Origin of the sequence: Bordetella tumulicola, assembly GCF_965138755.1 — a bacterium.
Taxonomy (GTDB): Bacteria; Pseudomonadota; Gammaproteobacteria; order Burkholderiales; family Burkholderiaceae_B; genus Bordetella_A; species Bordetella_A tumulicola.
Genome location: NZ_CBCSFP010000002.1, coordinates 559,598 through 577,425, shown reverse-complemented (window position 1 = coordinate 577,425; position 17,828 = coordinate 559,598). Strand labels below are relative to the sequence as shown.

20 protein-coding genes and 1 pseudogene are annotated in these 17,828 nt (G+C 58.2%); 4 read left to right on the top strand and 17 right to left on the bottom strand.

The window, feature by feature from the left end:
• Positions 1–47: 47 nt before the first annotated feature.
• The 6 genes from ACNAZS_RS08375 to ACNAZS_RS08350 form a co-directional block, all read right to left on the bottom strand.
• Complete coding sequence (locus ACNAZS_RS08375) at positions 48–788, bottom strand: ATP-binding cassette domain-containing protein (protein ID WP_415788119.1); 741 nt, start codon at positions 786–788, stop codon at positions 48–50.
• 12 nt (positions 789–800) lie between these two features.
• A complete protein-coding gene (locus tag ACNAZS_RS08370) occupies positions 801–1,757 on the bottom strand; it encodes a sugar ABC transporter substrate-binding protein (RefSeq protein WP_415788117.1) in 957 nt (318 codons plus the stop codon).
• An 18-nt stretch (positions 1,758–1,775) separates the two neighbouring features.
• Positions 1,776–2,717 carry an ABC transporter permease gene (locus ACNAZS_RS08365; protein ID WP_415788876.1) on the bottom strand — a complete coding sequence of 314 codons (942 nt, stop codon included), beginning with the start codon at positions 2,715–2,717 and terminating at the stop codon, positions 1,776–1,778.
• A gap of 92 nt (positions 2,718–2,809) precedes the next feature.
• Positions 2,810–4,333 carry a xylulokinase gene (locus ACNAZS_RS08360; protein ID WP_415788115.1) on the bottom strand — a complete coding sequence of 508 codons (1,524 nt, stop codon included), beginning with the start codon at positions 4,331–4,333 and terminating at the stop codon, positions 2,810–2,812.
• Between the two features lie 100 nt (positions 4,334–4,433).
• Complete coding sequence (locus ACNAZS_RS08355) at positions 4,434–5,237, bottom strand: DUF2242 domain-containing protein (RefSeq protein ID WP_415788113.1); 804 nt, start codon at positions 5,235–5,237, stop codon at positions 4,434–4,436.
• 129 nt (positions 5,238–5,366) lie between these two features.
• Positions 5,367–5,711: a hypothetical protein gene (locus ACNAZS_RS08350; protein ID WP_415788111.1), complete on the bottom strand. Its 345-nt coding sequence runs from the start codon at positions 5,709–5,711 to the stop codon at positions 5,367–5,369.
• A gap of 402 nt (positions 5,712–6,113) precedes the next feature.
• Here ACNAZS_RS08350 and ACNAZS_RS08345 point away from each other — a divergent pair, with 402 nt between their 5' ends.
• Entirely contained in the window at positions 6,114–6,452 is a 339-nt protein-coding gene (locus ACNAZS_RS08345; RefSeq protein ID WP_415788109.1) for a Bug family tripartite tricarboxylate transporter substrate binding protein, read from the top strand.
• A 12-nt stretch (positions 6,453–6,464) separates the two neighbouring features.
• On the opposite strand, the gene ACNAZS_RS08340 is transcribed toward ACNAZS_RS08345, so the two are convergent.
• Entirely contained in the window at positions 6,465–6,587 is a 123-nt protein-coding gene (locus tag ACNAZS_RS08340; RefSeq protein WP_415788106.1) for a hypothetical protein, read from the bottom strand.
• Positions 6,588–6,792: 205 nt separating this feature from the next.
• Between ACNAZS_RS08340 and ACNAZS_RS08335 the strand changes: the two genes are divergently transcribed.
• Positions 6,793–7,599: a M28 family peptidase gene (locus ACNAZS_RS08335; protein WP_415788103.1), complete on the top strand. Its 807-nt coding sequence runs from the start codon at positions 6,793–6,795 to the stop codon at positions 7,597–7,599.
• A 21-nt stretch (positions 7,600–7,620) separates the two neighbouring features.
• Here the strand turns inward: ACNAZS_RS08335 and ACNAZS_RS08330 are convergent, their stop codons facing one another.
• The gene (locus tag ACNAZS_RS08330) at positions 7,621–8,838 is read right to left on the bottom strand and encodes an RNA-guided endonuclease InsQ/TnpB family protein (RefSeq protein ID WP_415788101.1); all 1,218 of its coding nucleotides are present in this window, start codon (positions 8,836–8,838) and stop codon (positions 7,621–7,623) included.
• A 10-nt stretch (positions 8,839–8,848) separates the two neighbouring features.
• Between ACNAZS_RS08330 and ACNAZS_RS08325 the strand changes: the two are divergent.
• Together ACNAZS_RS08325 and ACNAZS_RS08320 are read left to right on the top strand one after the other, a co-directional pair.
• Positions 8,849–9,002, top strand: a pseudogene (locus tag ACNAZS_RS08325) (IS200/IS605 family transposase); the annotation flags it as partial.
• A 109-nt stretch (positions 9,003–9,111) separates the two neighbouring features.
• Complete coding sequence (locus ACNAZS_RS08320; RefSeq protein ID WP_415788099.1) at positions 9,112–9,456, top strand: hypothetical protein; 345 nt, start codon at positions 9,112–9,114, stop codon at positions 9,454–9,456.
• Positions 9,457–9,461: 5 nt separating this feature from the next.
• Here the strand turns inward: ACNAZS_RS08320 and ACNAZS_RS08315 are convergent, their stop codons facing one another.
• From ACNAZS_RS08315 to ACNAZS_RS08275, 9 genes are all read right to left on the bottom strand, one after another.
• Complete coding sequence (locus ACNAZS_RS08315) at positions 9,462–10,307, bottom strand: MaoC/PaaZ C-terminal domain-containing protein (RefSeq protein WP_415788097.1); 846 nt, start codon at positions 10,305–10,307, stop codon at positions 9,462–9,464.
• 31 nt (positions 10,308–10,338) lie between these two features.
• Positions 10,339–11,268 carry an SDR family oxidoreductase gene (locus tag ACNAZS_RS08310; RefSeq protein WP_415788095.1) on the bottom strand — a complete coding sequence of 310 codons (930 nt, stop codon included), beginning with the start codon at positions 11,266–11,268 and terminating at the stop codon, positions 10,339–10,341.
• Between the two features lie 54 nt (positions 11,269–11,322).
• The gene (locus ACNAZS_RS08305) at positions 11,323–12,327 is read right to left on the bottom strand and encodes a Bug family tripartite tricarboxylate transporter substrate binding protein (protein ID WP_415788874.1); all 1,005 of its coding nucleotides are present in this window, start codon (positions 12,325–12,327) and stop codon (positions 11,323–11,325) included.
• Between the two features lie 66 nt (positions 12,328–12,393).
• Complete coding sequence (locus ACNAZS_RS08300; protein ID WP_415788093.1) at positions 12,394–12,606, bottom strand: acyl-CoA carboxylase biotin carboxyl carrier protein subunit; 213 nt, start codon at positions 12,604–12,606, stop codon at positions 12,394–12,396.
• 18 nt (positions 12,607–12,624) lie between these two features.
• Positions 12,625–13,971 (bottom strand): acetyl-CoA carboxylase biotin carboxylase subunit, encoded by a 1,347-nt coding sequence (locus ACNAZS_RS08295; RefSeq protein ID WP_415788872.1) that lies wholly within the window; start codon positions 13,969–13,971, stop codon positions 12,625–12,627.
• Between the two features lie 15 nt (positions 13,972–13,986).
• The gene (locus ACNAZS_RS08290; RefSeq protein WP_415788091.1) at positions 13,987–15,531 is read right to left on the bottom strand and encodes an acyl-CoA carboxylase subunit beta; all 1,545 of its coding nucleotides are present in this window, start codon (positions 15,529–15,531) and stop codon (positions 13,987–13,989) included.
• Between the two features lie 34 nt (positions 15,532–15,565).
• Positions 15,566–16,234, bottom strand: coding sequence for a 3-oxoacid CoA-transferase subunit B (locus tag ACNAZS_RS08285; RefSeq protein WP_415788089.1), 669 nt, complete (start codon positions 16,232–16,234; stop codon positions 15,566–15,568).
• Complete coding sequence (locus ACNAZS_RS08280) at positions 16,221–16,910, bottom strand: 3-oxoacid CoA-transferase subunit A (protein ID WP_415788087.1); 690 nt, start codon at positions 16,908–16,910, stop codon at positions 16,221–16,223. Before ACNAZS_RS08280 ends, ACNAZS_RS08285 begins: the two co-directional genes overlap by 14 nt.
• A 52-nt stretch (positions 16,911–16,962) precedes the next feature.
• Positions 16,963–17,828, bottom strand: an 866-nt coding sequence (locus tag ACNAZS_RS08275; RefSeq protein WP_415788085.1) for a Bug family tripartite tricarboxylate transporter substrate binding protein, incomplete at its 5' end; no start/stop codon positions are given.

Here is a 17,828-nt window from a genome sequence, read left to right as displayed (position 1 = left end):
ATACCGGCCTCAACTTGTCGTTTTTGTTACGAAATATGTACCATCGATCATGCGTTGCCCGTCATCACCATATGCCCGAGCCCGTCGGCATCCAGACCAGCAACGTCGCGCTCGATGACTTTGACGCCGTTCTTCAAAATCGCGACGCGATCGGCCAAGGCGACCACATCCGCCATGTTGTGAGTGATCAGGATCACGGTACGCCCCTCTTCGCGCAGCTTGCGCACGAGGTTCAGGACCAACGCGGTTTCCTTGACGCCTAACGCGGCGGTGGGCTCGTCCATGATGACAACGCGGGCATCCCAACGCAGCGCACGCGCGATCGCAACGGCCTGGCGCTGGCCGCCGGACATGCGTTCGACCGGGCGTTCCATGTCTTCGATGGGTACTGACAAGCGCTGCAAATACGCGCGCGCGTCCGTGGCCATGCGACGTTTGTCCAAAACACTGAATGGCCCGACCCGACGCACGAGCTCGGCGCCCATGAAGATGTTTTCCCAGATGGATAGTCGTGGGGCAAGCGCCAAGTCCTGGTAGATGGTAGCGATGCCCTGCACCAGCGCGTCATGCGGTGAGGCAAACACCACATTCTTGCCATTCAGGCTGAATTCGCCGCCACTGGGTTCTTGTGCCCCCGAAATGATGCGAATCAGCGTGGACTTGCCCGCGCCATTGTCGCCACAGATGGCCATGACCTTGCCTTCGGGCACGTCCAGATCGACGCCTTTCAGGGCCTCGACGGCACCGTAAGATTTCTTGATCTGGCGTAGCGACAACGCGATGGACATAGGCATCGACTCTTACTTGGATTGCAGGAACTTCTGGACGTTGCTGGCATCGACGAGCACCGAGTCCATGAACAGATAGGGGCCTTCGGTAATGTTGGCCTTGGGTTCCTTCTTGACCACGATGCGGTCGATGGCATCGATGGCGTTGGTGCCCATTTGCTCGAACGGAATCATCATGGTGGCAGTGATCAGGCTGTCAGGATCGGCGATCCGGCGATAGGTCTCTGCGGCGCCATCCACGGAGACCAACGTGATTTCGCCCTTTTTCATGCCCTGGGCCTGGAGCAGATCGTCGATGACGTAGGCCTGACCGTCAAAAGATGCCCAAACGCCTTGAAACTGCCCCTGATGTCGCAGGAACAATGCCTGCATGCCGTTGCGAACATCGTCGCGCCAGCTTTGGGTACGGGCCATGCTGAACTTGGCCAGGTCTTTGACCGCGGTGTTCTCGGACAGTACAGCATCGAGCATCTTGCCGCGAATACGCGTGCCGGAATTACCATCGAAGCGGGCCGACAAGATGTTGCCCTGGTAGCCCAACTTGCCCAATAGATACAGGACAGATTGCGCGCCGGTCGCGTATTCGTTGACCTCGATATCGAACAGCATATGCGGGCTCGCCCCCGACATGACGCCGACGACGGGAATGCCCTTTTCCTTGGCGCTCTGCAGTTGGGCATCGGTCTCCACCGGTTTGCCCATAGCGATGATGATGGCGTCGACCTGCTTGTTGACGAGCGTATCAAGCTGCTCGGCCAACTTGGGCAGTGAGCCTTCCGCGTTCAGTTGGGTGACGGTCCAACCCTTGCCACGGGCAGCCTCGGCGGCGGCATTGGCGACGCGGGCATGCGTCTCAGATGACATCTGGAACGCGACAACACCTACGTCGAAGGCATACGCGGCGCTCGCGGCCAGGGCTTGGACGGCAAATGCGCTCAGCAACAGCGTGCGCTTCATGAATTTGGTCATGCTGATCTCCCCTTTCAATCAGAACTTAAAGGCCGCTTTCTTCAGTACGGCCGATGACACCGCGACAGAGGCGATGATGATGAACCCTAGAACAATATCTTGTATGTAGTATGGAGCGCCCATCAGGACCAGACCGTTACCGAGTACCTTCAGAATGAGCGCAGCAACCAGCGTACCGGGAATGTTGGCGTGACCAGGATTGAACATAGTCATGCCCAGCAGCACGGCGGCGATGGCATACAGAAAGTAGTCCGCCGCCATGTTGGGTGCGGCAGATGACAAACTCGACGTCAGCAACACAGCGGCCAGTCCGGCGCACAGGCCCGAAAGCATCAGGCCCACGCTCTTCATGGCGCGGATGTTAATGCCGGCCAGACGCGCGGACTCGCCGGCTTCGCCGGTCGCCGTCATCCGGGCGCCCGTACGGGTCCATTTGACGAGAAATAAGGCCAACAACACGACGCCCAGCATCCATAAAATCAGAATAGGAAAGCCCAGAGGCTTGCCGCGGGCCAAATCCGTAAAAGCAGCGGGCCACCGGCCTACGTACGACACACCATCGGTCAGCATAAAGGCAAAACCGCGAGCCATGGCAGCCATCCCCAGGGTGGCGATCAGCGAGGGAACGCGCAAACGCGTGACGGCAATGCCGTTGACCAGGCCGCAGAGCAACCCCACGCCCAGACCTGACGCAATGGCCAACAACACGGGTTGACCGGTGTGCACCAGCGCGCCCGTGACGACCGCGGCAAGGCTGGCGACGTCAGCGACCGACAAGTCCAGCTCCGCCGTAACCAGCGCCAGCGTAAAGCCAATAGCAATGATGGCCAGGAAACTGGTTTCCTTGGCAATGTTCAATAAGTTATTAGACGACGCGAAGTTCGGGGCGGCCAACGCGAAAAAGCACACCAGGGCTAGCCCCGCGATGGCTGTACCGTACTTTTCCAGGATGCCGCGCATCAATTCAACCTCTGCTGCGTTTAATGACGGGGCGGATACTGATCACGAGTATCCGCTGTCGAGCCGCAGCCCGACACTAATGGCGTCGTAGTTTATACCGCGTCGCCGTCTCGCATCGGTAATCTGACATCTGCCAGAGCGTGAGAGATGGGCGCCAGCGCGGTTTCGGCAGCGCGGAACTGCGCATAAAGCTGTCGGTAGAACGACACACGCGATGGCTGAGGTTCGTAGCGTCGCGCCACCCTTAGCAGCGCATCTTGCGCCGCAGCAAAATTGCCATACCGTCCCAGGCTAGTCCAAGCCGCAATGGCTGCACCCTGCACACCCGGCTGTTCTGCCTGTCCGACCACGACGGGACGTTCGCAGATATCAGCTTTAATCTGACACCACTGCGGATTGGATGCAGCGCCGCCGCCAAAACGGATTTCTTTTACTGGGGCACCGAGCGCAGCCTCGGCGTGCTCCAACACGACACGGTTCAGAAAGGCGACGCCTTCGAGCAGCGCCCAGGCCAAATCGCCCGGCCCGTGCCGCCGGTTCAGCCCCAGGAATGCACCGCGCAGGTTCGGATCCCAATACGGCACGCGCTCACCCTGCAGATAGGGCAGGAAAAGCGCCGGCTGAGAATCACGTGGTGCACTGAGCAACGCGTTCATCGCCTGCCCAACACCGGCCATGCCTTCATCCCCTAACCTACCCAGCAAAGGTAATAACCAGGCCACCGTATCGGCGCCGTTCTGCCCCGGCCCGCCAATCTGGTAGTGGCCATGGCCCCAATCCACGGTCATCAGACCCTGCGCCTGCACCGGCTCGACGCCCACCGCACCAAAGACCTCGGTCGTACCCGAGATGTTGTACGCGTAACCCGGTCGCAATGCGCCCAGCCCTGCCACCGCGGCCCAAGTATCGTTGGAGCAAGCCACGACGGGACGTCCGGCCAACCGGGCCAGCGAACCCGGCAAGCCAGCCTGCACCGGCCCGACAACATCCAGAGGTCCAAGCAACTGCGGAACCCAAGCCGGATCGGCACCCATCGCCGTCAGCAGATCCGGGCCATCGGCCTGTGCAACGGCAGCCGCGGCCAACCGCGCCATCGATACCGTATCGCTGGTCGCTCGGCCTGTCAGGCGAAAATTCAAATAATCCTTGGGCTCCAGCACGGCGCGCACGCGTGCGGCGTGCTGGGGCTCGGCCCGCAACAGCCAGGCGATACGAGCCCACGGATGAAAGGCGTTGATCTGCTTGAGTTCGGGATGAGACGTCGGCATCGGAGCCAGCCATTCGGCCATGTCGGCTGCCGTACGCGCATCCCGCCAGGTGATGGCCGGCCGAATGGCAACACCGTGCTCATCGACAAATACCTGCGTACGCGTCACGCCACAGATGGCAATGGCCTCTACCGCGTCAAAGGCAGGACCGGCTTTAATCGCCAGCGCGTCGGCCAGCGATTGCAGGCCGCGCCACCAATCGTCCGCATCAATTTCATCCCACCCTGGCTGGCCTGCTGCCCCTCTCGGGCTATCGATGAAACCGGACTGAACGATGTTCCCCGAGATATCGACCAACGCAGCCCGAAACCGCGTACCACCCAGATCGACTGCCAGAACGTAGCTCATCCCTGCTTTCGCATTGGCTGAATTTTGTCGGAACCGTGCGGCACGGTCCGTAAATGATCCACCTGATCACCAGCGGAAAGTATTTGCATAGCAGAAGTCGTTAATTAGGCGTCACGGCGGGCGCTTGGCCGGCGCTGTCGCCACCATCAGTGGGATGGGTATCCGCCGGCTGTGCCGGCAGTGCACTGTCACTGCCGTTATGGGTGTTAGTGCTATTGGTCGCTGGGGGCGGCGTTTGCTGTGCATTGGGACTGCTGTTCGCCCCTGCAGGTTGCGTTTGCACCGGGGCCTTGCCACCGCCGGTATTCGTTGCAGCGGGTTTCGCGGGCGTCGTGCCAGCATTGATGGCCGCATTTGCCGACGACAGGTTCTGTTGTAATTGTTTGAAGAACCCGTCGTAGAACTCACTGCGCGATATCGTTTCACTGGACGTCTTGACGAGCGAATCGTCGCTGGACCCCACGGGCATAGAGACCGCGCCCAGCACACTCAAGCCTACACTGGCCGAATTGCTGGATTTCTTCATCGTATACAGGTCGCGCAGCGCGCTGACATAAACAATGGTGTTGCCATCGCCACTGGGCGTGCAATCCACATTGAACAGAATCTGCGCGTGCTGGTTGTCGTTTTCCTTGTCCTGATAGTTCTTGTGTCCGCTGACCCGGTTAGGCTCGACTTTGTCGATGACATAGCCCTGCCCCAGCAGCGAACGCCGTCCGGCTTCGCAGGCAGCTTGGCTAGAGCCAGGAAAGCTACGCGAATACGTGGCCCCTTGTTGCGTAAAAGAATCACGCTCATCAATGGTCGGCGTGGGCGCACAAGCGGCCAACATCACTAACGAGGACAACAAGCCGGCGCGAGCAGCGGGCAACAAATACGGAACAGACAAGAATCGAATCGACATACAACCCATGGGGCGCCCCCCGGCAACAAGAAAGATCCATTATTTCTGATCGCCAGACCGGATCCTGAATCCAAGCGTATGCAGGTTACTACGTATGTTACTACGCAGTAACCTGATTAGATGCCGACCTTAATCGCGATGGCGGTGCTTCCTGTGCTTCTTGCCCCAGTGCTTGTCGTGCCCGCGATAGTTCGCGCGCCGGTAGTTATCGTGGCCCCGGTCGCGGCCGCGCCAGTGGCGATGACCTCGGTCATCGTCATCGGTCAGGACGTTGCCCAGCACCCCACCCGCGGCCGCGCCGCCCAGCGTAAGTAAAGGATCCCCTTCTGAAAGCAAAGCGCCCGCCACGCCGCCCAGGCCAGCGCCAATGATCGTATTACGCGTTTGGTCGTCGGCCAGCGCGGTTGTGCTGATCCCTAGTGCCAGAACACTTGCAAAAGCAGCTTGAGTAAGTCGTTTGGTGATGCTCATCATTATTCTCCTGTAGCGGGCTGCCCCTGCAGTGCAGCCACACACACGTGTCGAGTGAACAATCCACTCGCCTTGGAGAACAAGGTAGCACCCGTAGCCTGTGTCTGTCTTGCAGACAGAGATACCGGGTGTATAAGCTGTTTCAGTCGCTTTCGCCGATTACAGGGTTGAAATGGGGGCATCCACTCAAAATCATAGAAATTCAATTTAAATCAATAACTTAAAAGAAACAACGTATACCGACATTCACAGGCATCGAAGCTAAATCTTTCTGAAACAGCACACGGCGCAAGAGATATACCTTGAGCGTGGAATGACTTGCCAGAACAATCGGGATGTTCAATACAACGTTCGCCACTGTCGATTTTCTACTTCCAGGTTTTGAACCATTGAAAGGCACTCGCAATGTCTCGCGACAAGATCAAACCCATTGCCGTGTCCTCTCCCACACGCCAGGCAAATACACCTGATGTGCCGACCTTTCAGGAACTGGGATACGACGGCATGACGATACAAAGCTGGTCGGGTCTGGTGGCGCCAGCCAGCACGCCCAAAGATGGGCAGAAAAAGCTATCCGACGCACTGACCAAGGTGATGCAGTCCGAGTCAGTCAAGCAACGGTTGGCTAGCGTGGGCATGAACCTACCGCCCGACACCAGCGCTGATGCACTGCAAGCGCTGCTGACGCAAGACTTTGCGCGCTGGGCTGATGTCGTGCAACGCGGCGGCATCACTTTCAATTGACTGCTCCCTTCCCTAAAGGGAAAGGGATTCCCACTTCACCGAACCGAGCCGTTGCGCATCGACACTCATGCACTCAGGTCTTACCGTTTCTCCATGGGCTAACACCGCCAGCCCGGCGGCACGTTTGGTTTGCATGTCCAAGATACTATCCGCGTCAAACCAAATCACTGGGTATTCATCCAAACAACAAATCAAATAAGACCAATCCTGCAGCCTGACGGCTGTGCCCCTTTCCTCCCGGGCATGAATGCCGAGGTTTCTCGGAGCAATGGATGAACGATGCGGTTTTGGTGGGCGCTTATCCGGCACCGGCCAAGATAAAGCAGCGATGGATTGGGCCTTGAGCCGCCTACGCGACATCGGACCCGATATTCGACTACTGTCAGTGCCCTACGATGGCTGGCGCCGTTTGTCCAGCAACGTGATTTTGCTGGGCGAGACACCTTTGCATTTGGACTGTATGCCGCTGCTGCGTTCGGCATCGACCGAGCCCACCGGATTGGAAAGCACGATTATCGATCTGGGCGCGGGCCGTCCGGCAGACTTTGAACGCGCCGGCGATGCCGTGCGTGGCAAGGTCGTGCTGGTGAGGCATGAATATCCGTTTGCGCCAGATCACGTGCACCGCCGCCGCAAATACGACATGGCGCTGGCGCAAGACTCAATAGCATTCCTTATCGCCAACCCCGTGCCTAACGCAGGTCCTTTGTCCGGCTCATCGGGGCGCCCACACGATGGCGCCGGCATTCCGGCGGCTTATATCGATTACGAAGGTGCAGTGGCGTTGAGCGCGCAACGCAACGCACGCGTGCGTCTGAATATTCAAGGCGAAGAACTACGCGACTCGATGGCCAACGTCGGCATGCTGGATCTGCCCGGTGGCCGCGACAGCCGCATCGTGATCAGCGCACATATGGATGGCCACAATCTAGGTCAGAGCGCGCTGGACAACGCAACGGGTGTTTCCGTAGCACTCGCGGCGGCCCGTATCTTGGCATCGAGATTAGGGCCTGACACCCCGGGACTGAGAATATGCTTTTTCACGGCAGAAGAATGGGCATTGGCTGGCTCGGCACGCTATCTCGCGGACATGTCGCAACCGGAGCGTAGTGCATTGAAACTCAACTTGACATCCTCCCCTCCCTGAAGAAAGGGGATCCCTACGGCGCTACGCGGTGATTTGCCTAGTCGCTTCGGCGGGTTCCTGCTTCACAGAGCGGCCTGACTGCACCGGCTCTCCACAGGCTAAGACGCGATGCCCTCGCGCTAAAACATTGATCGCACCGACCACATCGGCGTGATTTTCGTAGCCGCAATCGACACACAAGAATTTCGCCTGAGTCTGCCGATTGCCTTTTGATACGTGACCGCAGCACGGACAAGTGCGACTGGTGTTGTGCGGTGGCACGGCCAGCAGCATGCCACCGTTCCACGCGACCTTGTAATCCAGTTGCCGCCTGAACTCCCCCCAGCCCTGATCGAGAATGGCGCGGTTCAGGCCCGATTTCTGTTTCACCCTCATGCCGTGCCGTTCGCGGTTGCCCTTGGAAGACCTGGACATATTGCGTACCTGCAAATCCTCAATACATACGAGCGCGTGGTTTTGGCTGATCGCTGTGGTGGTTTTGTGCAGGAAGTCTTTTCGAGTATTGGCGATGTCGGCGTGAATCTTCTGGACGCGGGCTTTCGCCTTCTTCCAATTGTTGCTGAATTTGACCTTGCGGCTCATGCGGCGTTGATAACGAGCCAGGCGTTGTTGATGTGTCTTGAAACTATTAAGCGGTGCGATAAAACTGCCATCGCTCAGGGTGGCGAACCGAACCACCCCCACATCAATGCCGATAGCGCTCGTTGCACTGGGCAGCGGCTGTTCGACTTCGCGTTGCGTCTGAATCGACGCGAACCACTTGCCGCCCGACTGGCTCACGGTGACGTTGCGGATCTCGCCCGACAGGTCGCGGCTGTTACGGTAGCGCAGCCAACCGAGTTTTGGCAGGAAGAGGCGGTCGTTTGCTTCGTCAAGTTTGATCTGCTTCGGGTCAGGATAGCGGAAACTACCACCGCTGCCTTTGCGTTTGTATTTCGGAAAGTCGGCGCGCTTGGCGAAGAAGTTTTTGTAGGCCTTTTCCAGATCCTTCAAGGCGTGTTGCAATGGGTGGCAGGGCGCGTCTTTCAGCCACGGCGTTTGCACACCATTGCGCCACTCGGTCAAGTGCTTCGCCATGGCGACGTAACCGATGAATTTTTTTCCTGCTTCGTGATTCTCTGTTTGCATCGCCAACGCCTTGTTGTAGACGAACCGGCATGACCCCGCGAAGCGGCGCATATCACGCGCTTGCCGGCCATTTGGCATCAGTTCGAATTGGTAGGCTTTTAAGCGTTGCATCGTTCAATAAGCGGAACGGGTGGAGTTCGACGGCAAGGAGGACCACGTTCACCTTTTGGTGAACTACCCACCGAAGGTTGCCATCCTACTTCGCCGGTAGCTGCGGCGGTGCATCTATTGCCATTCTCCGCCAGTACATTGAGCCGCAACAGACGCCTCACTAAATGCACCAAAAACCGGACGGATTTACCGTCCGCGCTCTTGACCCCACCCTGAACGGCGAGGTTTGCCGCGCAACTGATCAACCTGGACACGGTGGCCGGAGATGACACGTTGTGCGCTTTGATCAGTGAATATCCGGCGCTAGCGGACATCGTCGATAGCGCCGCCCAGAAGGCAGGCGTTCCGTTATCACACTGGTTGCCCTTCATGCCCAACTCGGACCACGCCAATTTCGCGAAGCACGGCATCCCCGCGCTTCGTTTGGTGGCGGGCTTTAACAAGCCCGAATCGCGAGTGCGCCACATCCTGTCGCGCGGCGATATACCAGACATCATTAAGGAAAGCGAAATGCGTAATGCCTTGGCTGTGACTTGTGCCATGGCATCGGTGGCCCTGGAGATGAGCGATCAGCAGTTGGATGCTTTGAAGGCTGGGGCTACTTGCCCTGGGGTTTAGTGTGCTCAACTCGCCACTAACAAACCATTATCAACGACCAACGCATCACGCTCCACAACACGAGCCCGAAATGAGCCGTCAAGCCAGGTCTGGACTTCGAGAGTTTCACCGGGATAAACCGGCCCGGAAAAGCGCAACGACAGCGACCGCACTCGACGTCCAACCGGCACACGTGATCGAGTTACAGCATGAGCCACCATGCCAAAGGTACACAAACCGTGCAAAATAGGACGTTCGTAGCCTGCCGCTCTTGCGATGGCGGGATCGCTGTGCAGCGGGTTGTAGTCACCATTCAAACGATAGAGCAAGGCCTGTTCGGGCCTTGTCTGCATCGATACCACGTGGTCGGGCGCAGATGTGGGCATCACATGTGCGGCACGGGCCTTCGTGGGAGCCCCTGACATCCCGCCATCACCACGTAGTACATGAGTGGCGAATGTCCGGGCCAAAAGCACGCCTGTTGTCGCGTCGGTCAGCTGTTTTTCGGTGTACAGCAACAGACCTTTGTCGCCTTTGTCCACCGCCTCCAGCACACGCGTTTTGCCGATCAACTCCCCGGCAGCAGGGATTTCATGGAACACCTCCACGCCCTGCTCCCCGTGCAACAAACGAACGACATCGGCAGCGATCTCGGGCGCCTTGAGCCAAAACCCCGGATAACCGAGAATCACCGCCATGGCAGGCATGACTCGCGGGCCGTACTGGCTGTCGACGAACGACAAGTCATACTCGTCCAACGGATCCTGGCCCAGCCCTAGCGACAGGGCATACAGCATCGTGTCGCGCTCTGTATAGCGGTGCACGACCGGGGGCAAATCGTGATTAAGTAATTGTTCATAACTCAAGCGCATTGATGTCTCCCGAGATGAAGCATGCCATCCCTCAAATCGGGTCCCAGCTCATGACATCTGGTGAACGCTCCAGTGGATAAAAATGCTTCTGCATGGCGGGAATGGCCACCTCTGCAATTCGCCGCGGTGTCCAGCCTTCGCTGAAATGAACTGAGCGCAAGGGGCGTGGCTGACTCATCAGCATGATTTCATTGGCGCGCACCGCGAAGATCTGACCCGTCACTTCTCTTGCCTCATCCGTCAGCAAGTAAACCGCCATCGGTGCAATTTTTCCGGCTTCCATTTTTTTGAGTTTTTCGACCCGATCACGTTGCTGCGGTGTGTCGGTAGGAATCGAACTGGTCATACGACTCCAGGCCGAAGGAGCAATGCAATTGGAGCGCACGTTGTAACGCCCCATATCCAGCGCGATCATTTTTGATAGCGCCACGATGCCTAGTTTTGCCGCACCGTAGTTGGCCTGCCCATAGTTGCCGATCAAGCCTGAGGTGGACGTCATATGCACCATCGCGCCGCTTTCCTGATTTCGGAAATAGGTGGCAGCGGCGCGGCTGACAAAGAACGTGCCATCCAGATGAACGGCAATGACAGAGCGCCATTCGTCTTCGCTCATTTTGTGAAACGAACGATCGCGTAGATTTCCAGCGTTATTGACCACACCATCGATACGGCCAAAGGTATCTATCGCGCACTGAATGATCGCCTCTGCGGATGCCCGCCCAGCAACCGAGTCCATGCTGGCTACGGCTTCGCCACCGGCCGCACGAATTTCCGCAACGACCGCCTCAGCGGGAGGCACGGGTGCCTCGCTCGCTGACAGGTTGTCGCCATTGAGCGCCACACCAATGTCATTGACCACAACCTTGGCGCCTTCAGCGGCCAATTGGAGCGCAGTCTCGCGCCCGATGCCACCTCCCGCCCCCGTTACCACCACCACCTTGCCTTCCATCATGCGTTCCATACTCTACCTCCTTGGGCGCGGCAACCGCGCCTCTGTCCATTGCGCACGCAGCGCCTACTGAATCGTGAGTTTGGCGCCGCGCACGACCTCGGCCCATTTTTTCCCTTCACTGTCGACAAAGGCAGCGAACTCGGCCGGCGACTCGGGGTGCGGTATCGCTCCTAACCCGAGTATCTGCTTCTGCATTTCCGGCGTGCGAATGATGTCAACGACTTCTTTATTGATCTTCGCCACGATCTGCGGCGGTGTGCCAGCGGGTGCCCACAGACCAAACCACGACACCACCTCATAACCCGGCACGCCAGCCCCTGCCATAGTGGGGACATCAGGTAATTGGGCGCTTCGCTCGGCTGAAGTCACCGCCAGGGCTTTCAGCTTGCCGCTCTTGATATGCGGAAGTGCCGATGGCAAATTATCGAAAATCATCGTAATCTGCCCGCCGAGTAAATCGGCCACAGCAGGCGAACTGCCCTTGTAGGGCACATGCACCATGTCGACCCCGGTCATCATCTTGAACGTCTCGCCCGACATATGCAGCGTACTGCCATGGCCAGACGAGCCAAACGTCAGCTTGCCAGGATTGGCCTTACCGTACGCGATCATTTCTTCGACTGTGTTAAAGGGTGCATCTTCGCGTACCACGAGTGCATTCGGCACCATGGCCGCTCGCGTGATGGGACTGAAATCCTTGATCGCGTCATACGGCATGTTTTTGTACAAACTGGGATTAATGGCGTGCGTGCCTATCGTTCCCAATACCAACGTATAGCCATCTGGTTTCGCCCGGGCTACTTGCGCGCTGCCGATATTGCCGCCCGCGCCAGTCTTGTTCTCCACTACCACCGAGACGCCCCAGCGTTCACCCAATTTCTGACCGATAGAACGCGCCAGAATGTCCGTCGTTCCACCCGCCGAAAACGGCACAATGACGGTAATCGGCTGCTTGGGGTAGTCCTGTACGCCATCGGCCTGTGCCGGTGCACCGACCATCAGTCCAGCAGCGACGCCCAGGTAAATCATCCATGCTTTGACCAATTCCGGGCCGCGCCTGAAGCCCATCATTTTCCTTAGTTGCTTTTCCATGTTGTCTCCGTGTTTTGTCTTTGTCTACAAAAGCCCTGTGCTTCACTCCAGCAAGGCCAGCTCCTGCCCTTCCTCAATCTCGTCGCCCACACTCACCAACACATCGACGACTGTTCCCGCGAACTCGCTTTCTACAGGAATCTCCATCTTCATAGATTCCACGATGAACAGCTCATCTCCCAGTTGCACCTGCGCTCCCGATACAACGTGGCAAGCTGCCAGACGACCTGCCACATTCGAAACTATTTTCTTCATACATCCTCCGTCGTTAATCTATGCGGCAATCAGCGCCTGCAATCCATCCACCGCCATGGTGCCTGCCTGAAAACGATCTGACCGCAACGCTTTAAGAATCGTCGGGATGTTCGTCTTGATCCCTTCTACTTGCGTTGCTTCCAGGGCATTGATCATGGACAAGATTGCGTCATCGCGACTGTTTGCGTTCGTAATCAATTTGGCAACCATGGGGTCGTAGTGGCTCGACACGCGATTCCCTTCGGCATACCCCGTCTCAATGCGCAAGCCGATGCTCGACTGCGGCAACTGAAACACCCGCAGCAGACCAGGTGACGGTAGACAGCGAACAGGATCCTCGGCATAGATACGTGCTTCGATGGCGTGTCCATTACGCTTCGGCGTTTGTGTCAGCACATTCGATAATCGTTCCCCCGCTGCCAGGCTGATCTGTGCTTGCACAATATCGACACCAGTGATGGCCTCGGTTACGGCATGCTCGACCTGAAGTCGGGTGTTCACTTCCAGAAACGAAAAGCCCGATTCCGGCGTATACAGCATCTCTACCGTGCCAATGACGTCATAGCCGATCTTGATCAGCACTTGGCGTAATTGTTCGGCCATTTCCTCGACCACCTGCGGATCGATGGCCGCGGCGGGTGCCTCCTCAATGACCTTCTGGTAGCGACGCTGCGTTGAACAATCGCGCTCGAACAACGAGATGACTTCTCCATGACGATCCGCCAGAAACTGAAACTCGATATGCCGGGGCTCCCGCACAAAGCGCTCCATATACAAAGCAGAGTCACCAAAGGCCTTTTCCGCTATGCCGCTGGCACGCTCCCACGATGCCGGCAGACTCTGTTCATTCTCGACCGGAACCATGCCGATTCCTCCGCCGCCTCCGGCTGGCTTGATCAAAACCGGATACCCCAACTCTCGTGCCGCTCGCGTCACCGCGGTAACATCATCGCGCGGCAACACACCCGTGCTGCCGCCCATCGCCAATCCGTGCGCCTGCATCAACGTCCTTGCTGCCGCCTTGTTGCCGAGCGCTTCGATCCACTTGGGCGACGGACCAATGAAGCAATGGCCGGCTGCCTGCACTTGCCGAGCAAACCCTGCGTTCTCTGACAGGAACCCGTATCCCGGATGTACCGCGTCTGCCCTGCAGCGTGCCATCACATCCAGCAGCAAGGCCTGATTCAGGTAGCTGTCCCGCGCCGGAGCAGGACCAATGCATATGCTTTCATCCGCTTGCGCTACATACGGCAGGTCACGATCCGCTTCGGAATACACGACCACAGATTTCAGGCCCATCTCACGCACAGCGCGCAGAATGCGGGCGGCGGCAGCGGCTCGGTTGGCGATCAAGATTTTTTTCATCATTGCCCCCGGGCACTATGGCCGATAGCCATTAGGTGCGCGACCGGGCTCACGCAGCGGCGCCGCCAGATTGGCGAATTCAACCAGACGTGCCCGTGTCGTGGCCGGATCGATGATGTCTTCGATAACGAAGGCCTCGGCGCTGCGAAATGGCGATGTCAGGCCCCGCACCCGCGCCTCGATTTCCGCGCGCTTGGCCTGCGGATCGACTGCTGCCTCTATCTCTGACCGATAGGCGACGTCCAGGCCTCCTTCGATCGGCAGTGAACCCCACTGGGCTGATGGCCACGCATAACGGAAATTAAAGCGGCTCGAGTTCTGATGCCCTCCCGCAGCCACGCCAAAGGCTCGTCGCATAATGAGGGAAAACCACGGCACAGTAGATTCGGCCACCGCCGTCAGCGCCCGCACACCGGCCCGCATGACAGCGTCTTTCTCTGCCTCAAGACCAATCTGGAATCCTGCAATATCCACCAGATTAACGACGGGTAGATGGAATGCCTGCGCCATATCCACCAGACGCGTAAATTTCTCCGCGGTGTGGCGATCCCACCCCCCACCGTAGTGATAGGGATTGCTGGCCGCGAACACCACTGGCCAACCATCGATCCTGGCCAGCCCGGCTACGATAGCTTTGCCCCAGTAACGACCTATCTCAAACACGCTGTTCGGGTCAAACAAACTGTCGACAATGGGCCGTATCTTGTAGACCTTGCGTGTATCGCGTGGAATCGCGTCGCGCAACCACGCTTGGTCGATGGTCTCACGCGGCGTTTCCGCGCGCGGCGGTAATTCGTATACCGATGGCGGTAAATAACTGAGGAAACGTCGCGCCGCCTCGAATGCCTCTTCCTCGGATGCTACCTCGTCGTCGACCACGCCATTGCGGGCGTGTATAGCGCTGCCACCCAGTTCATTTTTGCTTAAATTTTGGCCGATTTTGGCAACGACGGGCGGGCCGGCAATAAACAACTGCGACGTATCCTTGACCATGACGGAGTAATGGCTGCCAGCCACTCGGGCCGCGCCCTGCCCGGCCACTGAGCCCAAAGCCAACGACACCACGGGCACCTGATTCAGGTTGCGCGCGACATAGGCCCAGATTTTCATCTTGGGTAGCAGCGCGTGTCCCATGTTCTCGATATTGCGAACCGAGCCGCCTCCGCCAGTACCATCGATCAGGCGAACAAGCGGTATACGCAGATCGAATGCCATCTGCTCGGCAAAGATCATCTTGTCACCAACGGCCCCATCATTGGCGCCTCCGCGCACGGTGAAGTCGTCGCCGATGATCACGACAGGCTTTTCCCCAAGGGTGGCACGCCCCATCACCACATTCGACGGCACCACATGCTTGAGTCGCCCATTCTCGTCGTACTCGCCGCTGCCGGCAAGCCCGCCGACTTCCACAAACGACTGTTCGTCGACCAACCGTGACACGCGCTCGCGCACCGTCAACTTACCGCCATCGTGCTGACGTTTTATCTTTTCAGGCCCGCCCATGCGCTGCGCAAATTGTTTACGCTGCTCCAGCTCGTCTAGTTCTGCCGCCCAACTCATCTAATACCTCCAGAGACTGCTTCCGCCCTTTTCGTCAGGGTTCCATTTCTATCCACGTATCGGCCAGCTGCAACGGCACGGCCGTGCACGCCTGGACCGTCGCGAAATCCACACCTTTAACCATCGCGATCACGCTTAACCCTTGTGGAGTCACATCTAGCGTCGCCAGATCGGTGTAGACCCGATCCACGACCGCCTTGCCGGTCAAGGGATATGTGCATTCCGGCACAATCTTCGGCTGCCCATCACGATCCACGTGCTGCATCATCACGTAAACTCGTTGGGCCCCGGCAGCTAGATCCATGGCGCCACCTACGCCGGGGATCGAATCTGGAGCACCCGTGTCCCAGTTGGCCAGATCACCCTGCGCCGATACTTGAAATGCCCCCAGCACGGTCAGATCTATGTGACCACCCCGCATCATGGAGAACGACACGACGTGATCGCAGATCGATGCCCCAACGTCTAACGCAACAGGCTCTTTGGTGGCGTTGAGTAAATCGGGGTCGACCAGCGCTCCGGGAGGCAGACCTTTCATACCCAAGATGCCGTTCTCGCTGTGCAGGACGATTCCCCGCTCCGCATCCAGAAAATCGGCTACTAGCGTGGGCATACCAATACCCAAGTTAACGTAGCAACCCGGCTCGATATCGTTGGCGATAATCTGGGCCATACGCTCACGCGATAATTTATTGACTGGCATTGGGACACTCGACAATGCGTTGAACAAAAATTCCTGGGGTGATCACGTGCTCTGGATGTATGTCGCCCGGCGGCACGACACTATCCACCTGCACGACCGTCATCTTGGCCGCCATACACATAACGGGTCCGAAATTTCGGCTGGCGTATCGGTAAGTCAGGTTGCCCGCGCTATCGCCATACCGCGCCTTGACGAAAGCCACATCACCCACGAGCGGTTGCTCCAACACGTAGCCTCGGCCGCCAATGACGCGAGTCTCCTTGTGCTGCGCCAAACGCGTGCCGTATCCCGTGGGTGTGAAAAACGGCCCTATACCGGCGCCGGCGGCACGCAACCTCTCAGCCAACGTCCCCTGTGGGACCAATTCCAGTTCGATTTTTCCCGCCATGTACCATTCGCTAAATGCGGCGGCGTTAGGTTTGAGCGGATTAGACGAGCGTGCAAACGAGCACACCATTCTGCGTACCCTTCCGGCCCGAATCAATTGACTCAACCCTGCTTCACCATTGCCAGCGTTGTTATTCACCACCGTCAGCTCGCGCGCCCCAGTCTCCAGCAGCGCCTGCAACAGCTCGGTCGGCACGCCCGACGCACCAAAACCACCAATCAGCAACGTGGAACCGTCCGCGACACCGGCAACGGCATCTTGTAGGGACGATACGACTTTGTTCAACATGAATTACCCCGTGCAATACGGGCGCGGGAAGCCCCGCGACCCGACACTCTGTTTACTGTGCCGCCAGATGCGCTGACCGGACCACTTCTCGCCACTTGTCAATCTCACTCTCGACGTATCGACCGAAATCTGCAGGCGAACGTCCACCGGGAACGCCACTCCAATTGCTTATTTGGCGTCGCACGACCGGGTCTTGCAGAATGGCCACGACGTCTCGGTGCAAGCTCTCCACCTGTCCGGCATCCGTGCCCGCCGGATAGAACAAGCCAAACCATGCGGAAACGTCGAAACCTTTCAGTCCAGACTCAGAGAGCGTGGGTACGTCTGGCAATGCCTCGACGCGCTGCGCGCTGCTAACCGCCAAGGCGCGCAATTTTCCTGCCTTGATATGCGGCAGTGACACTGCCACGTTATCGAACATCATCTGCACTTGACCTGCTAGCAGATCGGCGACTGCCGGCGCATTTCCTTTATAGGGGACCTGGATCACGTCAACGCCAGTTTGCAAGCGGAACATCTCCGCGGTCATATGCGTGGATTGACCCGTGCCTGAGTTAGCCAACGCCAGCCGGCCAGGTTGACTGCGTGCCAATTCGATTAGCTGCGCAACCGACGCCGCCGGTACACCGGGATTGACCACCAACACATTTGGGACAGCGAACACATCGGTGACCGGAATAAGATCTGCTGGCACATAAGCCAGTTTCTTGTGCAACGAATAATTGATCGCATTGGGACCCACATTGCCCATCAGCATGGTGCACCCGTCCGGCTTGGCGGCGGCCACCTGCGCGGCACCAATCGTTCCTCCCGCACCAGCCTTGTTCTCGACAACCACTGGCTCGTCCAACCGAACGGACAATTTGGTGGCAATCAACCTCCCCACCAGATCGGTCGTCCCGCCTGCCGCGGCAGGCA

Coding starts and splice junctions, on each gene's coding strand:
- ACNAZS_RS08345 (WP_415788109.1), top strand. CDS start 6,114: ATGTCTCGCGACAAGATCAAACCCATTGCCGTGTCCTCTCCCACACGC.
- ACNAZS_RS08315 (WP_415788097.1), bottom strand. CDS start 10,307: ATGCGCTTGAGTTATGAACAATTACTTAATCACGATTTGCCCCCGGTC.
- ACNAZS_RS08290 (WP_415788091.1), bottom strand. CDS start 15,531: ATGAGTTGGGCGGCAGAACTAGACGAGCTGGAGCAGCGTAAACAATTT.
- ACNAZS_RS08365 (WP_415788876.1), bottom strand. CDS start 2,717: ATGCGCGGCATCCTGGAAAAGTACGGTACAGCCATCGCGGGGCTAGCC.
- ACNAZS_RS08360 (WP_415788115.1), bottom strand. CDS start 4,333: ATGAGCTACGTTCTGGCAGTCGATCTGGGTGGTACGCGGTTTCGGGCT.
- ACNAZS_RS08330 (WP_415788101.1), bottom strand. CDS start 8,838: ATGCAACGCTTAAAAGCCTACCAATTCGAACTGATGCCAAATGGCCGG.
- ACNAZS_RS08280 (WP_415788087.1), bottom strand. CDS start 16,910: ATGTTGAACAAAGTCGTATCGTCCCTACAAGATGCCGTTGCCGGTGTC.
- ACNAZS_RS08355 (WP_415788113.1), bottom strand. CDS start 5,237: ATGTCGATTCGATTCTTGTCTGTTCCGTATTTGTTGCCCGCTGCTCGC.
- ACNAZS_RS08305 (WP_415788874.1), bottom strand. CDS start 12,327: ATGGGCTTCAGGCGCGGCCCGGAATTGGTCAAAGCATGGATGATTTAC.
- ACNAZS_RS08375 (WP_415788119.1), bottom strand. CDS start 788: ATGTCCATCGCGTTGTCGCTACGCCAGATCAAGAAATCTTACGGTGCC.
- ACNAZS_RS08340 (WP_415788106.1), bottom strand. CDS start 6,587: ATGCAAACCAAACGTGCCGCCGGGCTGGCGGTGTTAGCCCATGGAGAA.
- ACNAZS_RS08300 (WP_415788093.1), bottom strand. CDS start 12,606: ATGAAGAAAATAGTTTCGAATGTGGCAGGTCGTCTGGCAGCTTGCCAC.
- ACNAZS_RS08370 (WP_415788117.1), bottom strand. CDS start 1,757: ATGACCAAATTCATGAAGCGCACGCTGTTGCTGAGCGCATTTGCCGTC.
- ACNAZS_RS08285 (WP_415788089.1), bottom strand. CDS start 16,234: ATGCCAGTCAATAAATTATCGCGTGAGCGTATGGCCCAGATTATCGCC.
- ACNAZS_RS08350 (WP_415788111.1), bottom strand. CDS start 5,711: ATGATGAGCATCACCAAACGACTTACTCAAGCTGCTTTTGCAAGTGTT.
- ACNAZS_RS08295 (WP_415788872.1), bottom strand. CDS start 13,971: ATGAAAAAAATCTTGATCGCCAACCGAGCCGCTGCCGCCGCCCGCATT.
- ACNAZS_RS08310 (WP_415788095.1), bottom strand. CDS start 11,268: ATGGAACGCATGATGGAAGGCAAGGTGGTGGTGGTAACGGGGGCGGGA.